This window comes from Streptomyces sp. NPDC036822, assembly GCF_055609145.1.
On the sequence record NZ_JBVJPY010000004.1, the window covers coordinates 69,461 to 89,214 of the forward strand.

The 19,754-nt window shown below is 73.0% G+C and carries 20 protein-coding genes; 16 read left to right on the top strand and 4 right to left on the bottom strand.

What is annotated here, in order from left to right; genetic code table 11:
* The first annotated feature begins 44 nt into the window (after positions 1-44).
* Together ACZ68P_RS10925 and ACZ68P_RS10930 are read left to right on the top strand one after the other, a co-directional pair.
* Entirely contained in the window at positions 45-1,130 is a 1,086-nt protein-coding gene (locus tag ACZ68P_RS10925) for an ABC transporter permease (protein ID WP_471005070.1), read from the top strand.
* Positions 1,127-1,810: an ABC transporter ATP-binding protein gene (locus tag ACZ68P_RS10930; protein WP_471005072.1), complete on the top strand. Its 684-nt coding sequence runs from the start codon at positions 1,127-1,129 to the stop codon at positions 1,808-1,810. Before ACZ68P_RS10925 ends, ACZ68P_RS10930 begins: the two co-directional genes overlap by 4 nt.
* Before the next feature lie 65 nt (positions 1,811-1,875).
* On the opposite strand, the gene ACZ68P_RS10935 is transcribed toward ACZ68P_RS10930, so the two are convergent.
* Positions 1,876-2,685 (bottom strand): IclR family transcriptional regulator, encoded by an 810-nt coding sequence (locus tag ACZ68P_RS10935; RefSeq protein WP_471005074.1) that lies wholly within the window; start codon positions 2,683-2,685, stop codon positions 1,876-1,878.
* 336 nt (positions 2,686-3,021) lie between these two features.
* On the opposite strand from ACZ68P_RS10935, the gene allB reads away from it, so the two are divergent.
* Both allB and alc read left to right on the top strand, forming a co-directional pair.
* Positions 3,022-4,356 (top strand): allantoinase AllB, encoded by a 1,335-nt coding sequence (gene allB / locus ACZ68P_RS10940; protein ID WP_471005076.1) that lies wholly within the window; start codon positions 3,022-3,024, stop codon positions 4,354-4,356.
* Between the two features lies 1 nt (position 4,357).
* Positions 4,358-5,473 carry an allantoicase gene (gene alc / locus ACZ68P_RS10945; RefSeq protein ID WP_471005078.1) on the top strand — a complete coding sequence of 372 codons (1,116 nt, stop codon included), beginning with the start codon at positions 4,358-4,360 and terminating at the stop codon, positions 5,471-5,473.
* A 296-nt stretch (positions 5,474-5,769) separates the two neighbouring features.
* Here alc and ACZ68P_RS10950 read toward each other — a convergent pair whose 3' ends face one another.
* Positions 5,770-6,510: an SDR family NAD(P)-dependent oxidoreductase gene (locus ACZ68P_RS10950; protein ID WP_471005080.1), complete on the bottom strand. Its 741-nt coding sequence runs from the start codon at positions 6,508-6,510 to the stop codon at positions 5,770-5,772.
* Positions 6,511-6,753: 243 nt separating this feature from the next.
* Here ACZ68P_RS10950 and ACZ68P_RS10955 point away from each other — a divergent pair, with 243 nt between their 5' ends.
* Positions 6,754-7,689 carry a DMT family transporter gene (locus tag ACZ68P_RS10955; RefSeq protein WP_471005082.1) on the top strand — a complete coding sequence of 312 codons (936 nt, stop codon included), beginning with the start codon at positions 6,754-6,756 and terminating at the stop codon, positions 7,687-7,689.
* Positions 7,690-7,841: 152 nt separating this feature from the next.
* Here ACZ68P_RS10955 and ACZ68P_RS10960 read toward each other — a convergent pair whose 3' ends face one another.
* Positions 7,842-8,063, bottom strand: a complete 222-nt coding sequence (locus tag ACZ68P_RS10960; RefSeq protein WP_471005084.1) for a hypothetical protein — start codon at positions 8,061-8,063, stop codon at positions 7,842-7,844.
* 145 nt (positions 8,064-8,208) lie between these two features.
* On the opposite strand from ACZ68P_RS10960, the gene ACZ68P_RS10965 reads away from it, so the two are divergent.
* The 4 genes from ACZ68P_RS10965 to ACZ68P_RS10980 are packed head-to-tail and all read left to right on the top strand — an operon-like array spanning position 8,209 to position 11,712.
* Entirely contained in the window at positions 8,209-9,438 is a 1,230-nt protein-coding gene (locus ACZ68P_RS10965; protein ID WP_471005086.1) for a sensor histidine kinase, read from the top strand.
* Positions 9,435-10,103 (top strand): response regulator, encoded by a 669-nt coding sequence (locus tag ACZ68P_RS10970; protein WP_471005088.1) that lies wholly within the window; start codon positions 9,435-9,437, stop codon positions 10,101-10,103. Before ACZ68P_RS10965 ends, ACZ68P_RS10970 begins: the two co-directional genes overlap by 4 nt.
* 9 nt (positions 10,104-10,112) lie before the next feature.
* A complete protein-coding gene (locus tag ACZ68P_RS10975; protein ID WP_471005090.1) occupies positions 10,113-11,291 on the top strand; it encodes a cytochrome P450 family protein in 1,179 nt (392 codons plus the stop codon).
* A 4-nt stretch (positions 11,292-11,295) separates the two neighbouring features.
* Complete coding sequence (locus tag ACZ68P_RS10980) at positions 11,296-11,712, top strand: PaaI family thioesterase (protein ID WP_471005092.1); 417 nt, start codon at positions 11,296-11,298, stop codon at positions 11,710-11,712.
* A 68-nt stretch (positions 11,713-11,780) separates the two neighbouring features.
* Here the strand turns inward: ACZ68P_RS10980 and ACZ68P_RS10985 are convergent, their stop codons facing one another.
* Positions 11,781-12,791, bottom strand: coding sequence for a Gfo/Idh/MocA family protein (locus tag ACZ68P_RS10985; RefSeq protein ID WP_471005094.1), 1,011 nt, complete (start codon positions 12,789-12,791; stop codon positions 11,781-11,783).
* 158 nt (positions 12,792-12,949) lie between these two features.
* On the opposite strand from ACZ68P_RS10985, the gene ACZ68P_RS10990 reads away from it, so the two are divergent.
* The 7 genes from ACZ68P_RS10990 to pcaDC all read left to right on the top strand — a co-directional run bounded on the left by ACZ68P_RS10990 (position 12,950) and on the right by pcaDC (position 19,741).
* Positions 12,950-13,669 carry a GntR family transcriptional regulator gene (locus ACZ68P_RS10990; RefSeq protein WP_471005579.1) on the top strand — a complete coding sequence of 240 codons (720 nt, stop codon included), beginning with the start codon at positions 12,950-12,952 and terminating at the stop codon, positions 13,667-13,669.
* Between the two features lie 85 nt (positions 13,670-13,754).
* Complete coding sequence (locus ACZ68P_RS10995) at positions 13,755-14,774, top strand: sugar ABC transporter substrate-binding protein (protein WP_471005096.1); 1,020 nt, start codon at positions 13,755-13,757, stop codon at positions 14,772-14,774.
* Entirely contained in the window at positions 14,771-15,820 is a 1,050-nt protein-coding gene (locus ACZ68P_RS11000) for an ABC transporter permease (protein WP_471005098.1), read from the top strand. The genes ACZ68P_RS10995 and ACZ68P_RS11000 overlap by 4 nt, the downstream gene beginning before the upstream one ends.
* Positions 15,787-16,614 (top strand): ATP-binding cassette domain-containing protein, encoded by an 828-nt coding sequence (locus ACZ68P_RS11005; protein ID WP_471005581.1) that lies wholly within the window; start codon positions 15,787-15,789, stop codon positions 16,612-16,614. Before ACZ68P_RS11000 ends, ACZ68P_RS11005 begins: the two co-directional genes overlap by 34 nt.
* A 36-nt stretch (positions 16,615-16,650) precedes the next feature.
* On the top strand, positions 16,651-17,826 hold the full coding sequence (locus ACZ68P_RS11010; RefSeq protein ID WP_471005100.1) for an ROK family glucokinase: 1,176 nt from the start codon (positions 16,651-16,653) through the stop codon (positions 17,824-17,826).
* Positions 17,823-18,401 (top strand): hypothetical protein, encoded by a 579-nt coding sequence (locus tag ACZ68P_RS11015; protein ID WP_471005101.1) that lies wholly within the window; start codon positions 17,823-17,825, stop codon positions 18,399-18,401. Before ACZ68P_RS11010 ends, ACZ68P_RS11015 begins: the two co-directional genes overlap by 4 nt.
* 41 nt (positions 18,402-18,442) lie before the next feature.
* Positions 18,443-19,741: a bifunctional 3-oxoadipate enol-lactonase/4-carboxymuconolactone decarboxylase PcaDC gene (gene pcaDC / locus ACZ68P_RS11020; RefSeq protein ID WP_471005584.1), complete on the top strand. Its 1,299-nt coding sequence runs from the start codon at positions 18,443-18,445 to the stop codon at positions 19,739-19,741.
* Positions 19,742-19,754: the final 13 nt, after the last annotated feature.

Consider the following 19,754-nt stretch of genomic DNA (forward strand, 5'->3'; position numbering starts at 1 on the left):
TGGCGCGATGCCCGCCCCCGCGTCGGCCGAGCAGGCTTGGTCCCATGTTCGTGGCATGGAAAGACCTGCGTTTCGCCAAAGGGCGATTCACCCTGATGGGCACGGTGATCGTGCTGATCACCCTGCTCGTCGGACTGCTCTCCGGGCTGACCGCCGGACTCGCCCGCGAGAACATCTCGGCGATCACCGGTCTGCCCGCGGACCGGCTGGCCTTCGCCGCGCCGCCCTCCGGCCGGTCCGTCTCCTTCACCGGCTCGACGGTGACGGAGGGCCAGTGGCGCGCCTGGTCCGAGCGCCCCGGCGTGACGAGCGCCCGGCCGCTCGGCATCCGCACCGTCAACGCCGCCGCCGGGGACCGCACGGCCGCCGTCTCGGCGTTCGGTACGGAATCGGCGGCGGGCCTCGCCCCCGAGAGCGGACGGCTGGGGCCCGGCAGGGTCGTCCTCTCGCGCTCCGCCGCGGCCGACCTGGAGGTCGCGGCCGGGGACACCGTACGGATCGGGCCGCTTCGGGCACGCGTCGAGGCGGTCGCAGGGGACGCCTCGTACAGCCACACCCCCGTCGTCTGGGCCTCGCTCGACGACTGGCAGAAGCTGGGCCACACCGGCACCACCCCCGGGAAGGAGGCCACCGTCATCGCGCTCACGACGACCGAGGGAGCGGACCTGGCGGCCGGGGACGAGGCGGCCGGCACCTCCTCGCGGACGATCACCGAGGCGCTCACCGCCATAGGGTCCTACCAGGCGGAGAACGGCTCGCTGCAGCTGATGCGCGGCTTCCTCTTCGTCATCTCCGCGCTCGTCATAGGAGCCTTCTTCACCGTCTGGACGATCCAGCGCAGCGGTGACGTCGCCGTCCTCAAGGCGCTGGGCGCCTCCACCCCCTATCTGCTGAGGGACGCGCTCGGCCAGGCGGTGCTGATGCTCACCGCCGGCACCCTCGTCGGCACCGCCCTGGCGGTCGCCGTCGGCGCGCTGGTCAGCGGCGGGGACGTGCCCTTCGTCCTGGAACCGCTGACGGTGCTCGGCCCCGCCGCCGTGATGATCGTCCTCGGTGTCCTCGGCGCGGCCCTGTCCATCCGGCGGATCACCGCCGTCGACCCCCTGACCGCCCTCGGGAGCGCGCGATGACCCTGTTGCTCGACGATGTGACCCTGACCTACCCGGACGGCGACGGCCGGCTCACCGCACTCGACTCGGTCCGGCTCGACGTGCCCGCCGGGTGCCTCGCCGCCGTCGTCGGCCCCTCCGGCTCCGGCAAGTCGAGCCTCCTCGCGGTGGCGGCGACGCTGGTGACCCCGGACCGGGGCCGGGTGATCGTGGCCGGTACGGACACCGGGACGCTGGACCGGGCGGGCAAGGCCGCCCTGCGGCGGGAGCGGATCGGGATCGTCTTCCAGCAGCCGAACCTGCTGCCGTCCCTGTCGGCGGTGGAGCAGCTCCAGGTGATGGCACACCTCTCCGGCGTCAGGCCGAAGGCGGTACGGGCCAGGGCCATGGGCCTTCTCGACGCGGTCGGCCTCGCGGACCTGGCGGCCCGCCGCCCGCACCAGCTCTCCGGCGGCCAGCGTCAGCGCGTCAACATCGCCCGCGCCCTGATGAACGAGCCGTCCGTCCTCCTGGTCGACGAACCCACCAGCGCCCTCGACCACGAGCGGGGCGCGGCGGTGGTGGAGCTCCTCGCGTCGCTGACGCGGGAGCGGAGGACGGCGACGGTCCTGGTGACACACGACAGGGCGCACGTGGCCCGCGTGGAGATGACCGTCCAGGTCCACGACGGCCGCGTGACGGAGCGGACGGCGCGCGTCTGACGGCTTCCAGCTCCGGGGGATGCGGGCCGGGGCCCGACCCCCTGGGGAGTGCGGGCCGTTACGCCCTACGCCCCACCGTTGCCCGCCGTGTTGGCGAGGGCCGTGGAGAGTTCCTTGGCGACCTCCTGGAGGATCGGCACGATCTTCTCCGTCGCCGCCTCCGTCACACGGCCCGCCGGCCCCGAGATCGAGATGGCGGCCGCCGTCGGGGAGTCGGGGACCGACACGGCGAGGCAGCGGACCCCTATCTCCTGCTCGTTGTCGTCGACCGCGTACCCCGCGTCGCGGACCAGCGCGAGCGCGTCGAGGAATCCCTCGGGCGTGGTGATCGTCTTCTCGGTCGCGGCCGGCATGCCCGTACGGGCCAGCAGCGCGCGGACCTCGTCCGCCGGGGTGTAGGCCAGCAGCGCCTTGCCCACGCCGGTGGAGTGCGGCAGCACCCGCCGCCCCACCTCGGTGAACATGCGCATCGAGTGCTTGGAGGGGACCTGCGCGACGTACACGATCTCGTCGCCGTCGAGCAGTGCCATGTTCGCCGTCTCACCCGTCTCCTCGACGAGCCGCGCCAGATAGGGGCGCGCCCACGTGCCGAGGAGCCGTGCGGCGGACTCGCCGAGCCGGATGAGCCGGGGCCCGAGCGCGTACCGGCGGTTGGGCTGCTGGCGTACGTACCCGCAGGCCACGAGGGTGCGCATCAGCCGGTGGATGGTGGGCAGCGGCAGTCCGCTGCTGGCCGACAGCTCGCTGAGCCCGACCTCGCCGCCGGCGTCGGCCATCCGCTCCAGGAGGTCGAAGGCACGCTCAAGGGACTGGACGCCACCGCCGGCGGCGGCGGGCTTGGCGGCGTCGGTGGTGCTGGCGCTGGACGTCGGCACGTCAAGGTCCTTTCGAGGCAGGCGGGCAAGGCAGCAGCCTACCGGGCCGCCCCGTCGGACACACGGCCCCGGTGACGGCGTACCGGCCGGTCAGGGGGGTGTTTGTCCGGTGTCGGCGGCCGCCGATCGGCGGCCGGGTCCGCGCCCCATGTGGGGAGCTACGTTCTACTGTACGAAATTCTCCTTCCACTTCATGGAAACATCCAAGTGGACCACGCTCCGGGCGTTGCGTCGGGGGCATGCTGAAAGTGTGCCCTTGACGACATGTCGTCCTGAGTGAAGACTCCTTCAACAGTTCGTTGAATTTTCTGCCGGGTGGAAGAAGAAGGGGTACGGGTGGACGTCAATCTGGTACTGCGCTCGACAAGGGTCATCACCCCCGAGGGAACGCGCCCCGCGTCGATCGCCGTCTCCGGCGGGACCATCGCCGCGGTGCTGCCGTACGACGCGGAGGTTCCGGCCGGTGCCCGGCTGGAGGACGTCGGCGACGACGTCGTGCTCCCCGGCCTCGTCGACACCCACGTGCACGTGAACGACCCCGGCCGCACCGAGTGGGAAGGCTTCTGGACGGCCACCCGCGCCGCCGCCGCCGGCGGCATCACCACGCTCATCGACATGCCGCTCAACTCGCTGCCGCCCACCACCACCGTCGACCACCTGCGGATCAAGCAGGAGGTCGCCCGCGCCAAGGCACACATCGACGTCGGCTTCTGGGGCGGCGCGCTGCCCGACAACGTCAAGGACCTGCGTCCCCTCCACGACGCCGGTGTCTTCGGCTTCAAGTGCTTCCTCTCACCGTCCGGCGTCGACGAGTTCCCCGAGCTCGACCAGGAACGACTGGCCTCCTCGCTCGCCGAGATCGCCGGCTTCGACGGCCTGATGATCGTGCACGCGGAGGACCCGCACCACCTGGCCGCGGCCCCGCAGCGCACCGGAGGGAAGTACGCCGACTTCCTGGCCTCCCGGCCGCGCGACGCCGAGAACGCCGCCATCGAGAACCTCATCAACCAGGCCCGCCGCCTGAACGCCCGGGTCCACGTGCTGCACCTGTCGTCCTCGGACGCGCTGCCGATGATCGCCGCCGCCAAGGCCGAAGGCGTCAAGATCACGGTCGAGTCCTGCCCGCACTTCCTCACCCTCACCGCCGAGGAGGTGCCGGACGGCGCCACCGAGTTCAAGTGCTGCCCGCCCATCCGCGAGGCGTCCAACCAGGACGCCCTGTGGGACGGACTGGCCGACGGGACGATCGACTGCATCGTCTCCGACCACTCGCCCTCCACCGCGGACCTCAAGACCCCCGACTTCGCCTCCGCCTGGGGCGGGATCTCCTCCCTCCAGCTCGGCCTGCCGGCCATCTGGACCGAGGCCCGCCGCCGCGGCCACGACCTCACCGACGTCGTCCGCTGGATGTCCGCCGGCCCCGCCCGCCTCGCGGGCCTGGACCGCAAGGGCGCCATCGAGGCCGGGCGCGACGCCGACTTCGCGGTCCTCGACCCCGAGGCGACCTTCACCGTCGACCCCGCCGAACTCCAGCACCGCAACCGCGTCACCGCCTACGCCGGCAGGACCCTGCACGGTGTCGTCACCTCCACCTGGCTGCGGGGCGAGCGCATCGCCGACCGCGGCACCCTCGCCGAGCCCTCCGGCCGCCTTCTCGAAAGGAACAACTGACGTGTCCGCCATACCGAGCTTCACCGGTGACGCCAGCCCCTACGGCGGCGGTGACCCGTACGCGGACTACCGCACCGCGGACTTCCCCTTCACGCAGTACGCCGACCTCGCGGACCGCCGCCTCGGCGCGGGCGTCATCGCCGCCAACGACGAGTTCTTCGCCGAGCGCGAGAACATGCTCAAGCCGCAGGCCGCGGAGTTCGACCCGGAGCACTTCGGGCACAAGGGCAAGATCATGGACGGCTGGGAGACCCGCCGCCGCCGCGGCGTCTCCGCCGGGCAGCCCCACCCCACCGAGGACGACCACGACTGGGCGCTGGTCCGCCTCGGCGCCCCCGGCGTCATCCGCGGCATCGTCGTCGACACCGCACACTTCCGCGGCAACTACCCGCAGGCCGTCTCGGTCGAGGCGACCTCCCTCCCCGGCTCGCCCTCCCCCGAGGACCTCCTCGCCGACGACGTGAAGTGGACGACCCTCGTCCCGCGCACCGCGATCGGCGGCCACGCCGCCAACGGCTTCGCCGTCGACATCGAGCAGCGCTTCACCCACCTGCGCGTCAACCAGCACCCCGACGGCGGCATCGCACGCCTCCGCGTATACGGCGAGGTGGCCCCGGACCCGGCATGGCTCGGCGTCCTCGGCACCTTCGACCTCGCCGCGCTGGAGAACGGCGGACAGGTCGAGGACGCTTCGGACCGCTTCTACTCCCCGGCGACCAACACCATCCAGCCCGGCCGCTCCCACAAGATGGACGACGGCTGGGAGACGCGCCGCCGCCGCGACAAGGGCAACGACTGGATCCGCTACCAGCTCGTCGCCGAGTCCGAGATCCGCGCACTCGAGATCGACACGGCGTACCTCAAGGGCAACAGCGCGGGCTGGGCCGCCCTCTCCGTCGCCGCCGAAGGCTCCGAGGACTGGACCGAGATCCTGCCCCGGACCCGCCTCCAGCCGGACACCAACCACCGCTTCGTACTCGACACCCCGGCGGTCGGCTCCCGCGTCCGGATCGACATCTACCCCGACGGCGGCATCTCCCGCCTCCGCCTCTTCGGCTCCCTGACCGAAGCGGGCGCGGCGCGCCTGACCGCCCGCCACCAGGAACTGGGCGGGTAACGACACCCCGCCCGGCACGCGAGGGCGCACCGGCCCGACAGCACCGGTGCGCCCTCCTCTCTTCTTTTTAGGGCTCGGTTCGCCTCCGGGCGCTGAGAGCCGGGCTCACACGGCCGTACGTGCTCGCCCCCTCGTTCCTCGGGGGCTGCGCGCGTTCGTCCGTGTTCCCCCGGCGCGCCCTTCGGCTCATTCGCCGGCGCCCGTGCCTGCGGTTCGCCTCCGGGCACTGGGCCTTCGGTTCACCCGCCGGGGCCAGGGCCGGGCCGTGCCCTCGTCCTCGGCCCGGCCTCGGTGGGTCACGCCGCGTGGCCGCCGTCCACCGAGAACTCCGCGCCCGTCACGTAACCGGCGTCCGGACCCGCCAGGAAGGCCACCATCGAGGCGACCTCGTCCGGCGTGCCGAAACGGCCCAGCGCCGTGCCGGCCGCCTGCCCCTGCGCGTACGGGCCCGCCGCCGGGTTCATGTCGGTGTCGACCGGGCCCGGGTGGACGATGTTGGCCGTGATGCCGCGGTCGCCCAACTCCCGGGCGAGGGCCCTGTTCAGGCCGATCAGCGCGGACTTGCTCAGGGCGTAGAGCGTGGCGCCGGGGCCCGGGACGCGGGCCGTCACGCACGAGCCGATCGTGAGGATCCGCCCGCCCCGCTCCATCCGCGCGGCCGCCGCCTGCGACGCGAGGAAGACCGCGCGCACGTTCACCGCGAGCACCCGGTCCACGTCGGCCAACGGCAGCGACTCCAGGGGGCCGAGCACCCCCACACCCGCGTTGTTGACCAGGACGTCCAGCCGCCCGAGCGCGTCCGTCGCCCACTCCACCGCGCCCGCCGCGTCCCCGGCGTCTGCCGCGTCCGCGCGCAGCGCCAGGGCCTTGCGCCCGGCCGCCTCGACGGCCGCGGTGACCTCCCGCGCCCGCTCCTCGCCCTGGACGTAGGTGAAGGCGACGTCCGCCCCCTCCTTCGCCAGCCGTACGGCCGTGGCCGCGCCGATCCCCCTGCTGCCGCCCGTCACCAGAACCGCCTTGCCGTGCATCGTGGACATCCCGAACCTCCGTCGAACCGTGCCGGACCATGAGTGGTTGCGGGTTCAATGAAAGTCCGCAGGGCCGCCGGGTGCTGGCGGGAAACGGACGCCGAGAGCCGGGCGCGGGCGGGGCGTGGGGCCGCAGCGCGGGTGCGGGGCGGAAAGATGTAGCCACCACGCGCCGCTCCGGGTACGGTGATCGTCCCGCGTGTGAGCCGCTGTAGCCTCCACCCCGTCCCACGAGTTGGAGCAGGCCCGCACATGACCGCCACGTCACCCACCGCAGCGTCCCTCCCACTGCGCGCCCCCCGCCGTGCCTGGCTCACCGACCTGCCGGTCCTCCTCGTCGCCGTCGTCTGGGGCGCCAGCTACCTCGCGGCCAAGGGCATCACCACCACGCACACGGTCGTCGCGGTCCTCGTCCTGCGCTTCGCCGTCGTCCTGCCCGCCCTCGCCGTCGCCGGATGGCGGGGACTGCGCGCGCTCGGCGCCGCCCAGTGGCGCGGCGCCGGGGTGCTCGGCCTGATCCTCAGCGGGATCTTCCTCCTGGAGACCTACGGCGTCGTCCACACCTCCGCCACCAACGCGGGCCTCATCATCAGCCTCACCATGATCCTCACCCCGCTCGCCGAGGCCGCCGTCACCCGCACCCGCCCGCCCCGCGCCTTCCTCCTGGCTGCCGCGCTCTCCGTCACCGGCGTCGTCCTGCTGACGCAGGGCGGCGGGTTCACCACGCCGTCCCTCGGCGATCTGCTGATGCTGCTCGCCGCCCTCGCCCGTACCGTCCATGTCCTGGCCATGTCCCGGATCAAGGCGGTCCGGAGCGCCGACTCGCTCTCCCTCACGACCGTCCAACTCGGCTCGGCGGTCGTCGTCTTCGCCCTCCTGGCCACCGTCCCCGGCACCGGGGCCTCGCCCTGGTCCGTGGCCCTCGACTTCGGTCCCCGCGAATGGGCCGGTCTGCTCTTCCTCTCCGTCTTCTGCACGCTCTTCGCCTTCTTCGTCCAGATGTGGGCCGTCCGCCGCACCTCCCCGTCCCGGGTCAGCCTCCTCCTCGGCACGGAACCGCTGTGGGCCGCGGCCGTCGGCATCGCGCTCGCCGGCGACCGCCCCGGGGTCCTCGGCCTCGCGGGCGCCGTCCTGGTCCTCGCCGGCACCACCTGGGGCCGCCGGGCCGCGGACGACGACGCCCGGTAGTTCCCGTCCCGACCTCCAGCGGCTCGGTCTCCCACCGCACGGCCGAACACCTCGCCGGGGTCACCCGCCTCGCCGAGACGCGTTCCCCAGCTCATCGCCGGTCCCGCCGCCAAGCTCGTCTCGCCGGTCCTGCCGAGGCACCCCTGCCACCCCTACGCCTTCCTCACCCGGTCCGAGACGATGAGGATCACCAGGCCGAGCACGGCGATCACGATGTTCGCGAACAGCTCGCGGCCCTGGAGGAACCAGACGTTCTCCGTCAGGAAACGCGTGAGGCCCATCAGGCGGAACCAACCGTCCGTCAGTTCGCGGATCACGCCGCAGACGCCGCACACCAGGGTCAGGCCGCCCACGGCCTCCAGAAATCGCTTCATGGCACGAGCATGATCCTTCCGGCGCGGCGCCCGCGTCGGTCCCCCGGACATGCCACGGCGACCGAAGTCTCCCGTCCCGCGACTTTGGTAGCGAAGACCGCTCAGCAACCGGGCCCACGCCCCCCACCTGCGTACTTTGGTGGGTATGACACCGACGGACCGCCACGCCTGGCTGCTCCCCTCGGCCGTGGCCGACCTCTCGGCGGACGGCCCACAGGGGCGCAGGCCGCGCCGCACCGTCCGCGACTGGGTGGTCGACACCCTCCTCTTCCTCCTCGCGGCCTTCTTCGGACTCATCGCCGCCGACGTCACCGAGCAGCTGAACAGCGAGATCGTCGCCTTCGCCGACCAGATCGCCGGCGCCGCCGCCTGCTGCGCGCTCTGGCTGCGCCGGCGCTGGCCCGCGGGGGTCGCGATCGTCCTCACCGTGGTCAGCACGATCGCCCCCGTCGCCGGCGGGGCGGCCCTCGCCGCCCTCTTCGGGGTCGCCGTCCGCCGCCCCTTCCGGGAGACCGCGGCCATCGGGGGGCTCGCCGTGGCCTCCTCCAGCGCCCAGGTCTTCCTGCGGCCCGACCCGAGCCTCCACCCGGCGGCAGCCGTCGTGATCGGCATCGTCATGACCCTGCTGGTGACCGCCTGGGGCATGCTCGTGCGCTCCCAGCGCCAGCTCGTCGTGGCACTGCGCGAGCGTGCCCGGCGCGCCGAGGCCGAATCCGAACTCCGCGCCCAACAGGCGCAACGCCTCGCCCGCGAGGCCATCGCCCGCGAGATGCACGACGTCCTCGCCCACCGTCTCACCCTGCTCAGCGTGCACGCCGGAGCCCTGGAGTTCCGGCCCGACGCCCCGCCCGAGCAGGTCGCCCGGGCCGCCGGCGTCATCCGGGACAGCGCCCACGAGGCGCTCCAGGACCTGCGCGAGATCATCGGCGTCCTGCGCACGCCCGACGACGACGGCGGTGGCGGCGACCGGCCCCAGCCCACCCTCGGCACCCTGGACGTCCTGGTCGGCGAGTGCCGTGCGGCCGGGATGAAGGTCGTCCTCGACCTCGCCCTGGACACCGTCGACGCCCCGGGCGCGGTCCCCGCCGCCACCGGCCGCACCGTCTACCGCATCGCGCAGGAGGGCCTCACCAACGCCCGTAAGCACGCCCCCGGCGCCGAGGTCACCGTCACCGTCCGCGGCCGTCGGGGCGACGGGCTCACCGTCCACATCCGAAACCCGGCCCCCACCGGCCCCGTCCCGCACGTGCCCGGTTCGGGCCAGGGACTCATCGGGCTCACCGAACGCACGACCCTCGCCGGCGGGCGGATGGACCACGGCCCGGCCCCCGACGGCGGGTTCGCCCTGCACGCCTGGCTACCGTGGCCCTCATGACCATCCGGCTGCTCATCGTCGACGACGACCCCCTGGTCCGCGCGGGCCTCACCCTCATGCTCGGCGGCGCGGAGGACATCGAGATCGTCGGCGAGGGGGCCGACGGCCGCGACGTCCCCGACCTCGTCGCCGGGCTCGCCCCCGACGTCGTCCTCATGGACATCCGGATGCCCCACGTCGACGGTCTCACCGCCACCGAACGGCTCCGCGCCCGCCCCGGCGCCCCGGAGGTCGTCGTCCTCACCACCTTCCACGCCGACGAGCAGGTGGTGCGCGCCCTGCGGGCCGGCGCGGCGGGCTTCGTCCTCAAGGACACCCCGCCCGCCGAGATCGTCGCTGCCGTCCGCCGGGTCGCCTCCGGCGACCCCGTCCTCTCCCCGGCCGTCACCCGCCAGCTGATGAGCCACGTCGCCGGCCGGCAGCCGCAGCCCCGCCGCGCCCATGCCGCCGACCGCCTCGCCGAACTGGCCGAGCGCGAGCGCGAGGTCGCGGTCTGCGTCGGCCGCGGCCACTCCAACGCCGAGATCGCCGCCGCCCTCTACATGAGCGTGCCCACCGTCAAGACCCACGTCTCCCGCGTCCTCGCCAAGCTCGGCCTCAACAACCGCACCCAGATCGCCCTCCTCGTCCACGACGCCGGCCTCCTGGAGGACGACACCGCCTAGGCTGGACCGATGGCCGACATCGATCTGGGGGAGTACGGCGCGGACTTCACCGTCAACCCCCATCCGTACTACGCGAAGATGCGCGCGGCCGGGCCCGTGCACCGGATCCGCACCGCCGACGGCTCCCGGGTGTGGCTCGTCGTCGGCTACGACGCGGCGCGCGCCGCCCTCGCCGATCCGAGGCTGTCCAAGTCGCCCTCCGTCGTCGGCATGACCATGCTGGACGAGCGGGTCATCGGCCCCAACCTGCTCGTCCTCGACCCGCCGGACCACACCCGGCTGCGCGGACTGGTCGCCGGGCAGTTCACCGGCCGACGGGTGGAGAGCCTGCGGCCGCGGATCGAGCGGCTCACCCGCGAACTCGCCGACGCGATGGCGCCGGCCGGCCACGCCGACCTGGTCGACTCCTTCGCCTTCCCGCTGCCCATCATCGTCATCTGCGAACTCCTCGGCATCCCGGCCGCCGACCGCGACACCTTCCGGGCCTGGTCCAACGAGATCGTCGCCCCGACCGGCGCCGGCCCCGAGGCCGCGGCGATCGAAGGGCTCGCCGCCTACCTCGACGCGCTCATCCAGGACAAGCGCGCGGCGGGCCCCTCCGACGACCTGCTCTCCGACCTGATCACCGCCCGCGCCGAGAACGGTGACCGGCTCTCCCTGGCCGAGCTGCGCGCGCTCGCCTACCTCCTGCTCATCGCCGGACACGAGACGACGGTCAACCTCGTCACCAACGCCGTACGGGCGCTGCTCACCCATCCCGGACAACTCGCCGCCGTCCGCGCCGATGACGGTCTGCTCGACGCCGTGGTGGAGGAGACGCTGCGCTGGGAGGGACCGGTGGAGAACGCGACCTTCCGGTTCACCCGGGAGCCGGTACGGATAGGGGAGACGCTCATCCCCGCGTACGAACCGGTCCTCGTCTCCCTTGCCTCGGGGGACCGGGACCCCGAGCGCTACCCCGACGCCGACCGTTTCGACCTCCACCGCGGCGCGCGCGGCCACCTCGCCTTCGGCCACGGCGTCCACTACTGCCTGGGCGCCCCGCTCGCCCGGCTGGAGGCCCGGATCGCGCTCCGGACCCTTCTGGAACGCTTCCCGCGCCTGGAACTCGACGCCGACGCGGGGGCGTTGGAGTGGCTGCCCGGTCTTCTCATGCGAGGCGTCCGCCGCCTCCCCGTCAGATGGTGATGCCATGACCGCACTCGATCTCGATCTCGCACGCACGGTCCTGGACGCGCAGCCGTTCAGCCGCCTCCTCGGCGCCCGGCTCACCGCCTTCGGCGACGGAGCCGCCGTCCTGGAGGTGGACTTGCGCGAGGAACTCCGGCAGCAGAACGGCTTCGTGCACGGCGGAGTGCTGTCGTACGCCGCCGACAACGCGCTCACCTTCGCCGCCGGCACCGCCCTCGGCGGAGCGGTCCTGACCGCCGGCTTCTCCATCCAGTACGTCCGCCCGGCCGTCGGCGTCACCCTGGTCGCCCGCGCCGACGTCGTCCACGCGGGACGACGCCAGGCGGTGGTGCGGTGCGATCTGCTGACCGTGGACGAGGACGGGACCGAGACCCTCTGCGCGGTCGCCCAGGGCACGGTGCTCGCCGCGAACGGCTGACGGCTGACGGCTGACGGGCGACGGGTCGGCGCTCCCGCCGCGCCCGCTCGCGGCCCCGCGGCGCGCGGTCAGCCGTCGCCCGAGGGGATCTCCGCCAGGGCGACGGGCCTGCGCTCCCGACGGGACCGCTCGCACGCCTCGGCGATCCGCAGCGCCCGCAGGGCCTCGCGGCCGTCGCACGGATTGGACGCCGACCCCAGGACCAGGCGCACGAAGGCGTCGAGTTCGGCCTCGTACGCCGGGGCGAACCGCTCCAGGAACCCGGACCAGGGCTTCTCCGGGACCGGCGGGCCCTGGGCCTCGACGGAGGAGAGCGGGGTGCGGTCGTCCAGGCCGACCGCGATCTGGTCCCGCTCACCGGCCAGTTCCATCCGCACGTCGTAGCCGGCGCCGTTGCACCGGGTCGCCGTCGCCGTCGCCAGCGTGCCGTCGTCCAGGGTGAGCACCGCGGCGGCCGTGTCCACGTCACCCGCCGCGCCGAACATCGCGGGACCCGCGTCCGAGCCGGTGGCGTACACCTCCACGACCTCGCGCCCGGTCACCCAGCGCAGGATGTCGAAGTCGTGCACCAGGCAGTCGCGAAAGAGCCCCCCGGAGAGCGGCAGATACGCGGCGGGGGGCGGGGCCGGGTCGGAGGTGGCCGCCCGGACGGTGTGCAGCCGGCCCAGCCGCCCCGAGCGCACGGCCTCGCGGGCGGCGCTGTAGCCGGCGTCGAAGCGGCGCATGAACCCCAGCTGGAGTTCGGTGCCGGCGCTCTCCACCGCCCGCAGGGCGCCGAGCGTCCCCGGCAGGTCGAGGGCGATCGGCTTCTCGCAGAACGCGGGGAGCCCGGCGCCCGCGGCGCGTGCGATCAGCTCGGCGTGCGCCGCCGTGGCGCTGGAGATCACCACGGCGTCGAGCCCGTCGCCCAGGAGGGCGTCGACCGTCGGCGCCGCCTCGGCGCCGACCGCCTCGGCCACACCCGCCGCCCGGCCGGGGTCGGCGTCCGCCACGACCATCGATTCGATCGCGGGGTGGCGGGCCAGCACGCCCGCGTGGAAGGCCCCGATACGGCCCGTTCCGATCAGTCCGATGCGCATGGCCCCAAGGTGGTGCCGGAGGAACCCCCTGTCAAGGATTTGTCAGGACAACCGGACTTCACCACTTCCTGTCATCTTTTCCTGCGACTACCCTCGCGTCCGTGGTCACGCCGTCCCAGCCCCCGCCGAGGTCCGCCGCCTCCCTCCCGTACCTCGCCGTGGACCGCAGCAGCCCGGTCCCGCTCTACTACCAGCTCGCCCGGCAGCTGGAGGCGGCCATCGGGAGCGGTGCCCTGACGCCCGGCACCCTCCTCGGCAACGAGATCGACCTCGCCACCCGCCTGGGCCTCTCCCGGCCCACCGTGCGCCAGGCCATCCAGTCCCTCGTCGACAAGGGGCTCCTGGTCCGCCGCCGGGGCGTCGGCACCCAGGTCGTGCACAGCCAGGTCCGGCGCCCGCTGGAGCTGAGCAGCCTCTACGACGACCTGGAGGCGGAGGGCCGGCGCCCCGCCACCCTCGTCCTCGCCAACCGGATCGAGCCCGCCACCGCCCGGGTCGCGGCCGCGCTCGGCGTTCCGGAGGGCAGCGACGTCCGCTTCCTGGAGCGGCTGCGCGCGGCCCACGGCGAGCCGATGGCACGGCTGCGCAACCACCTGCCGGCCGGCCTGCTCGACCTCGGCACCGAACGACTGGAGACCACCGGCCTCTACCGGATGATGCGCGGCGCCGGTATCACTCTGCACAGCGCCCGCCAGACGGTGGGCGCCCGCGCGGCCACCGCGGCCGAGGCGGAACAGCTCGGCGAGAAGGAGGGCGCGCCGCTCCTGACGATGGAGCGCACCACCTTCGACGACACCGGCCGCGCCGTGGAGTTCGGCTCGCACGCCTACCGGGCCTCGCGGTACTCCTTCGAGTTCCAGCTGCTGGTCCGGCCCTGACCCGACAACCCCGGTGACGGCCGGGCGCACCCCCATGACCGATACTGCAATGCACGCAGAAGGACATAAAGGAGGGCACGGCCTCGTGACCAGGGTTCGGACAGGAGGGGTACGCGCGGCCATCGGCGCCGTGCTCGCGGTGACGCTCACCGCCGCACTCGCCGGATGCAGCAGTACGGGGGGCAAGCGGGCCGAGGACGCCCGCAAGGCCGCCGCCGCCCAGGGCAGGGCCGCCGTCGACACCCCGAGGTGGACCTTCGCCATGGTCACCCACTCGGGCGACGGGGACACCTTCTGGGACATCGTCCAGAACGGCGCCAAGCAGGCCGCCGTCAAGGACAACATCAACTTCCTGTACGCCCACAGCGACGAGGCCCAGCAGCAGGCCCAGCTGATCGACTCGTACATCGCCAAGGACGTCGACGGGCTCATCGTCACCCTCGCCAAGCCCGACGCGATGAAGACGGCCGTCGCCAAGGCGGTCAAGGCCGGCATCCCGGTGATCACCGTCAACTCCGGATCGGAGCAGTCCAAGGCCTTCGGCGCGCTCACCCACATCGGCCAGGACGAGGCCGTCGCGGGCGAGGCCGTCGGCGAGGAGCTCGACAAGCGGGGCCGGAAGAAGGTCCTGTGCGTCCTGCACGAGCAGGGCAACGTCGGCCACGAGCAGCGCTGCGGCGGGGCGAAGAAGACCTTCGGCGGCGACCTGCAGAACCTCTACGTCGACGGCACCAACATGCCCGACGTCCAGGCGTCCATCGAGGCCAAGCTCCAGGCCGACCCGTCCATCGACGCGGTCGTCACCCTCGGCGCGCCCTTCGCCGACGCCGCCGTGCAGGCGAAGAAGACCGCCGGGAGCGACGCCGAGGTCGACACCTTCGACCTCAACGCCAAGGTCGCCGGCGCCCTCGCGGCCGGCACGCTCGGCTTCGCCGTCGACCAGCAGCCGTACCTCCAGGGCTACGAGGCAGTCGACCTGCTCTGGCTGTACAAGTACAACGCCGACGTCCTCGGCGGCGGCAAGCCGGTCCTCACCGGCCCGCAGATCATCACCAAGGACGACGCCGCCGCGCTCCAGGAGTACACCGAGCGGGGCACCCGATGAGCACCGCGGGCCCGGCCGGCATCGATCACGTCGACGAGCGGCTGCTGCACACCACACCGCTGCGCAAGCTGCTCGCCCGGCCCGAACTCGGCTCGGTGGTCGGCGCGGCCGCCGTCTTCCTCTTCTTCGCGGTCGTGGCGGACAGCTTCCTGCGCGCCTCCAGCCTCGGCACGGTCCTCTACGCGGCCTCCACGATCGGCATCATGGCCGTGCCCGTCGCCCTGCTGATGATCGGCGGCGAGTTCGACCTGTCGGCCGGCGTGATGGTGACCAGCTCCGCGCTGATCTCCTCGATGTTCAGCTACCAGATGACCGCCAACGTCTGGGTCGGCGTCGGCGTCTCGCTGCTCGTCACCCTCGGCATCGGGGTCTTCAACGGCTTCATGCTGACCCGTACGAAACTGCCCAGCTTCATCATCACGCTCGGCACGTTCCTGATGCTGACCGGTCTCAACCTCGGTCTCACCAAACTGATCAGCGGCACGGTCTCCACCAAGACCATCGCCGACATGGAGGGCTTCCCCTCCGCGCGGAAGCTCTTCGCCTCCCAGCTGACGGTCGGCGGCGTCGAGCTGAAGGTCACCATCCTGTGGTGGTTCGCCCTGGTGGCCCTGGCCACCTGGATCCTGCTGCGGACCCGCTTCGGCAACTGGATCTTCGCCGTCGGCGGCGGCGCCGACGCGGCCCGCGCGGTCGGCGTCCCGGTCTTCAAGACCAAGATCGGCCTCTACATGGGCGTGGCCTTCTGCGCCTGGGTCTCCGGCCAGCACCTGCTCTTCTCCTTCGACGTCGTCCAGTCGGGCGAGGGCGTCGGCAACGAGCTGATCTACATCATCGCGGCCGTGATCGGCGGCTGTCTGATCACCGGCGGATACGGCTCCGCGATCGGCTCCGCCGTCGGGGCGTTCATCTTCGGCATGACCAGCAAGGGCATCGTGTACGCGGAGTGGAACCCCGACTGGTTCAAGTTCTTCCTGGGAGCGATGCTCCTCCTGGCGACCCTGCTGAACGCCTGGATCCGCAAGCGCGTGGAGGCGACCAAGTGACCACGACACCGCTGGTCGAGCTGGACGACGTCAGCAAGTACTACGGCAACATCCGCGCCCTCGAAGGGGTCTCCCTGGAGGTCCACCCGGGCGAGATCACCTGCGTCCTCGGTGACAACGGCGCCGGCAAGTCCACCCTCATCAAGATCATCGCCGGGCTGCACCGGCACGACGCCGGAACCTTCCGGATCGAGGGCGAGGACGTCTCCCTCGCCAATCCGCGCGAGGCGCTGGACCGGGGCATCGCCACCGTCTACCAGGACCTCGCCGTCGTCCCCCTGATGCCGGTGTGGCGCAACTTCTTCCTCGGCTCCGAGCCCACCAAGGGCGCCGGCCCCCTCAAGCGCCTCGACGTCGACCGGATGCGGCGCACCACCCGCGCCGAGCTGCTGCGCATGGGCATCGACCTGCGCGACGTCGACCAGCCCATCGGCACCCTGTCCGGCGGCGAACGCCAGTGCGTGGCCATCGCCCGGGCGGTCCACTTCGGCGCCAAGGTCCTCGTCCTCGACGAGCCGACCGCCGCGCTCGGCGTGAAGCAGTCCGGGGTCGTCCTGAAGTACGTGGCCGCCGCCCGTGACCAAGGCCTCGGCGTGGTCCTCATCACCCACAACCCCCACCACGCGTATCTCGTCGGCGACCGCTTCATCCTGCTCAAGCGCGGTGTCATGTCGGGCAGCCACACGAAGACCGGCCCGGACGCCGTCACTTTGGACGAGCTGACCCGGCAGATGGCCGGCGGCAGCGAGCTGGAGGACCTCCGCCACGAACTGGAGCGTCCCCCCGCGACGTAACCGCCCTCCCGCCCCCCACCTGGCAGAATCGAGCCGATGAGTACCTACCGCGACCTCACCCAGCGCGGCTCCGCCCGGGGCGCCGTGCTGCGGACCGTCGGCACCCGCGAACGGCGCTCCCACCTGACCGCGCCGAAGGTGCCCACCGTCGGGATCGACATCGGCGGGACGAAGGTCATGGCCGGCGTCGTCGACGCGGACGGCACCATCCTGGAGCAGCTCCGCACCGAGACGCCCGACAAGTCCAAGAGCCCCAAGGTCGTCGAGGACACCATCGTCGAGCTGGTCCTCGACCTGTCCGACCGGCACGACGTGCACGCCGTGGGCATCGGCGCGGCCGGCTGGGTCGACGCCGAGCGGGCGACGGTGCTCTTCGCCCCGCACCTCGCCTGGCGCAACGAACCGCTGCGCGACGCGCTCGAGTCGCGGCTCGCCGTCCCCGTCATGGTGGACAACGACGCCAACACCGCCGCCTGGGCCGAGTGGCGCTTCGGCGCCGGACGCGGCGAGGACCACCTCGTCATGATCACCCTCGGCACCGGTATCGGCGGCGCCATCCTGGAGGACGGCCGGGTCAAGCGGGGCAAGTACGGCGTCGCCGGCGAGTTCGGCCACATGCAGGTCGTTCCCGGCGGCCACCGCTGCCCCTGCGGCAACCGCGGCTGCTGGGAGCAGTACAGCTCCGGCAACGCCCTGGTCCGCGAGGCCCGCGAGCTGGCCGCCGCCGACTCCCCGGTGGCGTACAACATCATCGACCGCGTCCAGGGCAACGTCCCGGAGATCACCGGCCCGCTCATCACCGAGCTGGCCCGCGAGGGCGACGCCATGTGCGTGGAGCTCTTCCAGGACATCGGGCAGTGGCTCGGCGTCGGCATCGCCAACCTCGCCGCGGCCCTCGACCCGTCCTGCTTCGTAATCGGCGGCGGCGTCAGCGCCGCCGACGACCTCCTCATCGGCCCCGCCCGGGACGCCTTCCGCCGCCATCTGACCGGACGCGGCTACCGCCCCGAGGCCCGCATCGCCAAGGCCCAGCTCGGACCCGAGGCCGGCATGGTCGGCGCCGCCGACCTCGCCCGGCTCGTCGCCCGCCGCTTCCGCCGCGCCAACCGGCGCCGGGTCGAGCGCCACGAACGCTACGAGCGCTACGCCCAGGCCCTGCTCAACGGCACCGCCGGACGCGCCTCCCGCACCACCCAGGATCCGCCGTCATGACCGTTCCGTCCCCGTCCACCTCCCCCGAGCAGCAGCGCAGGAAGCTGCCGGAGGACCGGCGCCACATGATCCGCCGCCGCTGGCTTACGGCGATCATCATCGTGCTCCTCGTCGGCATCCCGGCCGGCTATCTGCTGATCTCCGCCGGCCAGAGCCGCGACAGCGGGCGCGACAAGGAACGCGAGTCCTCGGCCGCCGGGCTCCAGGACAACTGGCCCTCCCAGATGAAGCGCCGGATCTTCGAGGTCCCCATCCCCTCCGGCAGCAGGGACGTCTCCTACTACGAGACCAGCAACTGGCGCACCAGCCGCCTGTACGTCCAGTTCACGACCAGCGCCGGAAAGCTCGACTCCTTCCTCGACCGGGTCGGCTCCAGCCGCTCCGGGCTGACCCCCGACGAGGTCACCATCGGCGAACGCGACGCCTCGATCGTCGGCTGGGACTTCGCCGCCGACCGCGACTGGTCGGGCACCAGCATCAGCCGGAAGAAGCCGCGGCCCGGCCAGGACATCACCGTCGACCTCACCGACCCCGCCGCACCGACCGTCTACGTGGTCTCCGCCACCACCCCCTGACCCGGGACCCCTGGCCCGGGCCGGACGGTCCGCTCACTACTCTGGAGCGAGTGAGCCAGATCCAGACGCCCCCGCCTCAGCAGCCCCCGTCCACCCTGCAGTACCGGATCGACGGCCCCGACGACGCACCCGTCCTGGTCGTCGGCCCCTCCCTCGGCACCACCTGGCACATGTGGGACCGGCAGATCCCCGAGCTGACCCGCCAGTGGCGCGTCGTCCGCTTCGACCTGCCGGGGCACGGCGGCGCCCCCGCCCGGCCCTTCACCTCCGTCGCCGAACTCGGCGACCGGCTCCTGGCCACCCTCGACGACCTGGGCGTCCGGCGCTTCGGCTACGCCGGCTGCTCCATCGGCGGCGCGGTCGGGCTGGACCTCGCCCTGCGGGCACCCCACCGGGTCGCCTCCCTCGCCCTGGTGGCCACCTCGCCCCGGTTCGGCAGCGCCGACGAGTTCCGCCAGCGGGGCGTGGTCGTGCGCACCCACGGCCTCGAACCGATGGCGCGCACCGCACCGGAGCAGTGGTTCACCCCGGGCTTCGCCGCGGCCCAGCCGGCGATCGTGGAGTGGGCCGTGCAGATGGTGCGCACCACCGACCCCGGCTGCTACGTCGGCGCCTGCGAGGCGCTCGCCCTGTTCGACGTCCGCGACGCCCTGGGGCGGATCGGCATCCCCGCCCTGGTCCTGGTCGGCGCGGACGACCAGGTCACCGGCCCCGCCGAGGCCCGCACCCTGGTCGCCGGGATAGCCGACGCCCGGCTCGCCGTCGTCCCCGGCGCCTCCCACCTCGCCCCCGTCGAGCAGCCCGGGGCCGTGACCGACCTGCTCACGAACCACTTCGCGGGAATCGTCCACGACACGCAGAGCGCCGTGCCCGCCCCGCCGATGCCGCCCGTCTCCGCGCCGGTCGTCCCCGTCGCCGAGATCGCCCCGGCGGCGGCCGGCCCCGAGCACGCGGAGACCGTGCGGCCCGACCCGTACGACGAGGGGCTGAAGCTGCGCCGCGAGGTCCTCGGCGACGCCCATGTGGACCAGGTGCTCGACGACGAGTTCGGCGCCGCCTTCCAGTCCCTGGTCACCCGCTACGCCTGGGGCGAGGTCTGGAGCCGCGAGGGACTGGACCGGCGCACCCGCAGCTGTGTGACCCTCACCGCCCTGATCGCCGGCGGCAACATGGAGGCCCTCGGCGACCACACCCGGGCCGCCCTGCGCAGCGGTCTGTCCCCCGACGAGATCCGGGAGGTCCTGTTGCAGACCGCCGTCTACTGCGGGATGCCGGCCGCCGAGAGCGCCCTGCGCGTCGTGCGGCGGGTGATCAAGGAGGAGACCACCCCCCAGGCGTAGGCTGGCCGGGCCG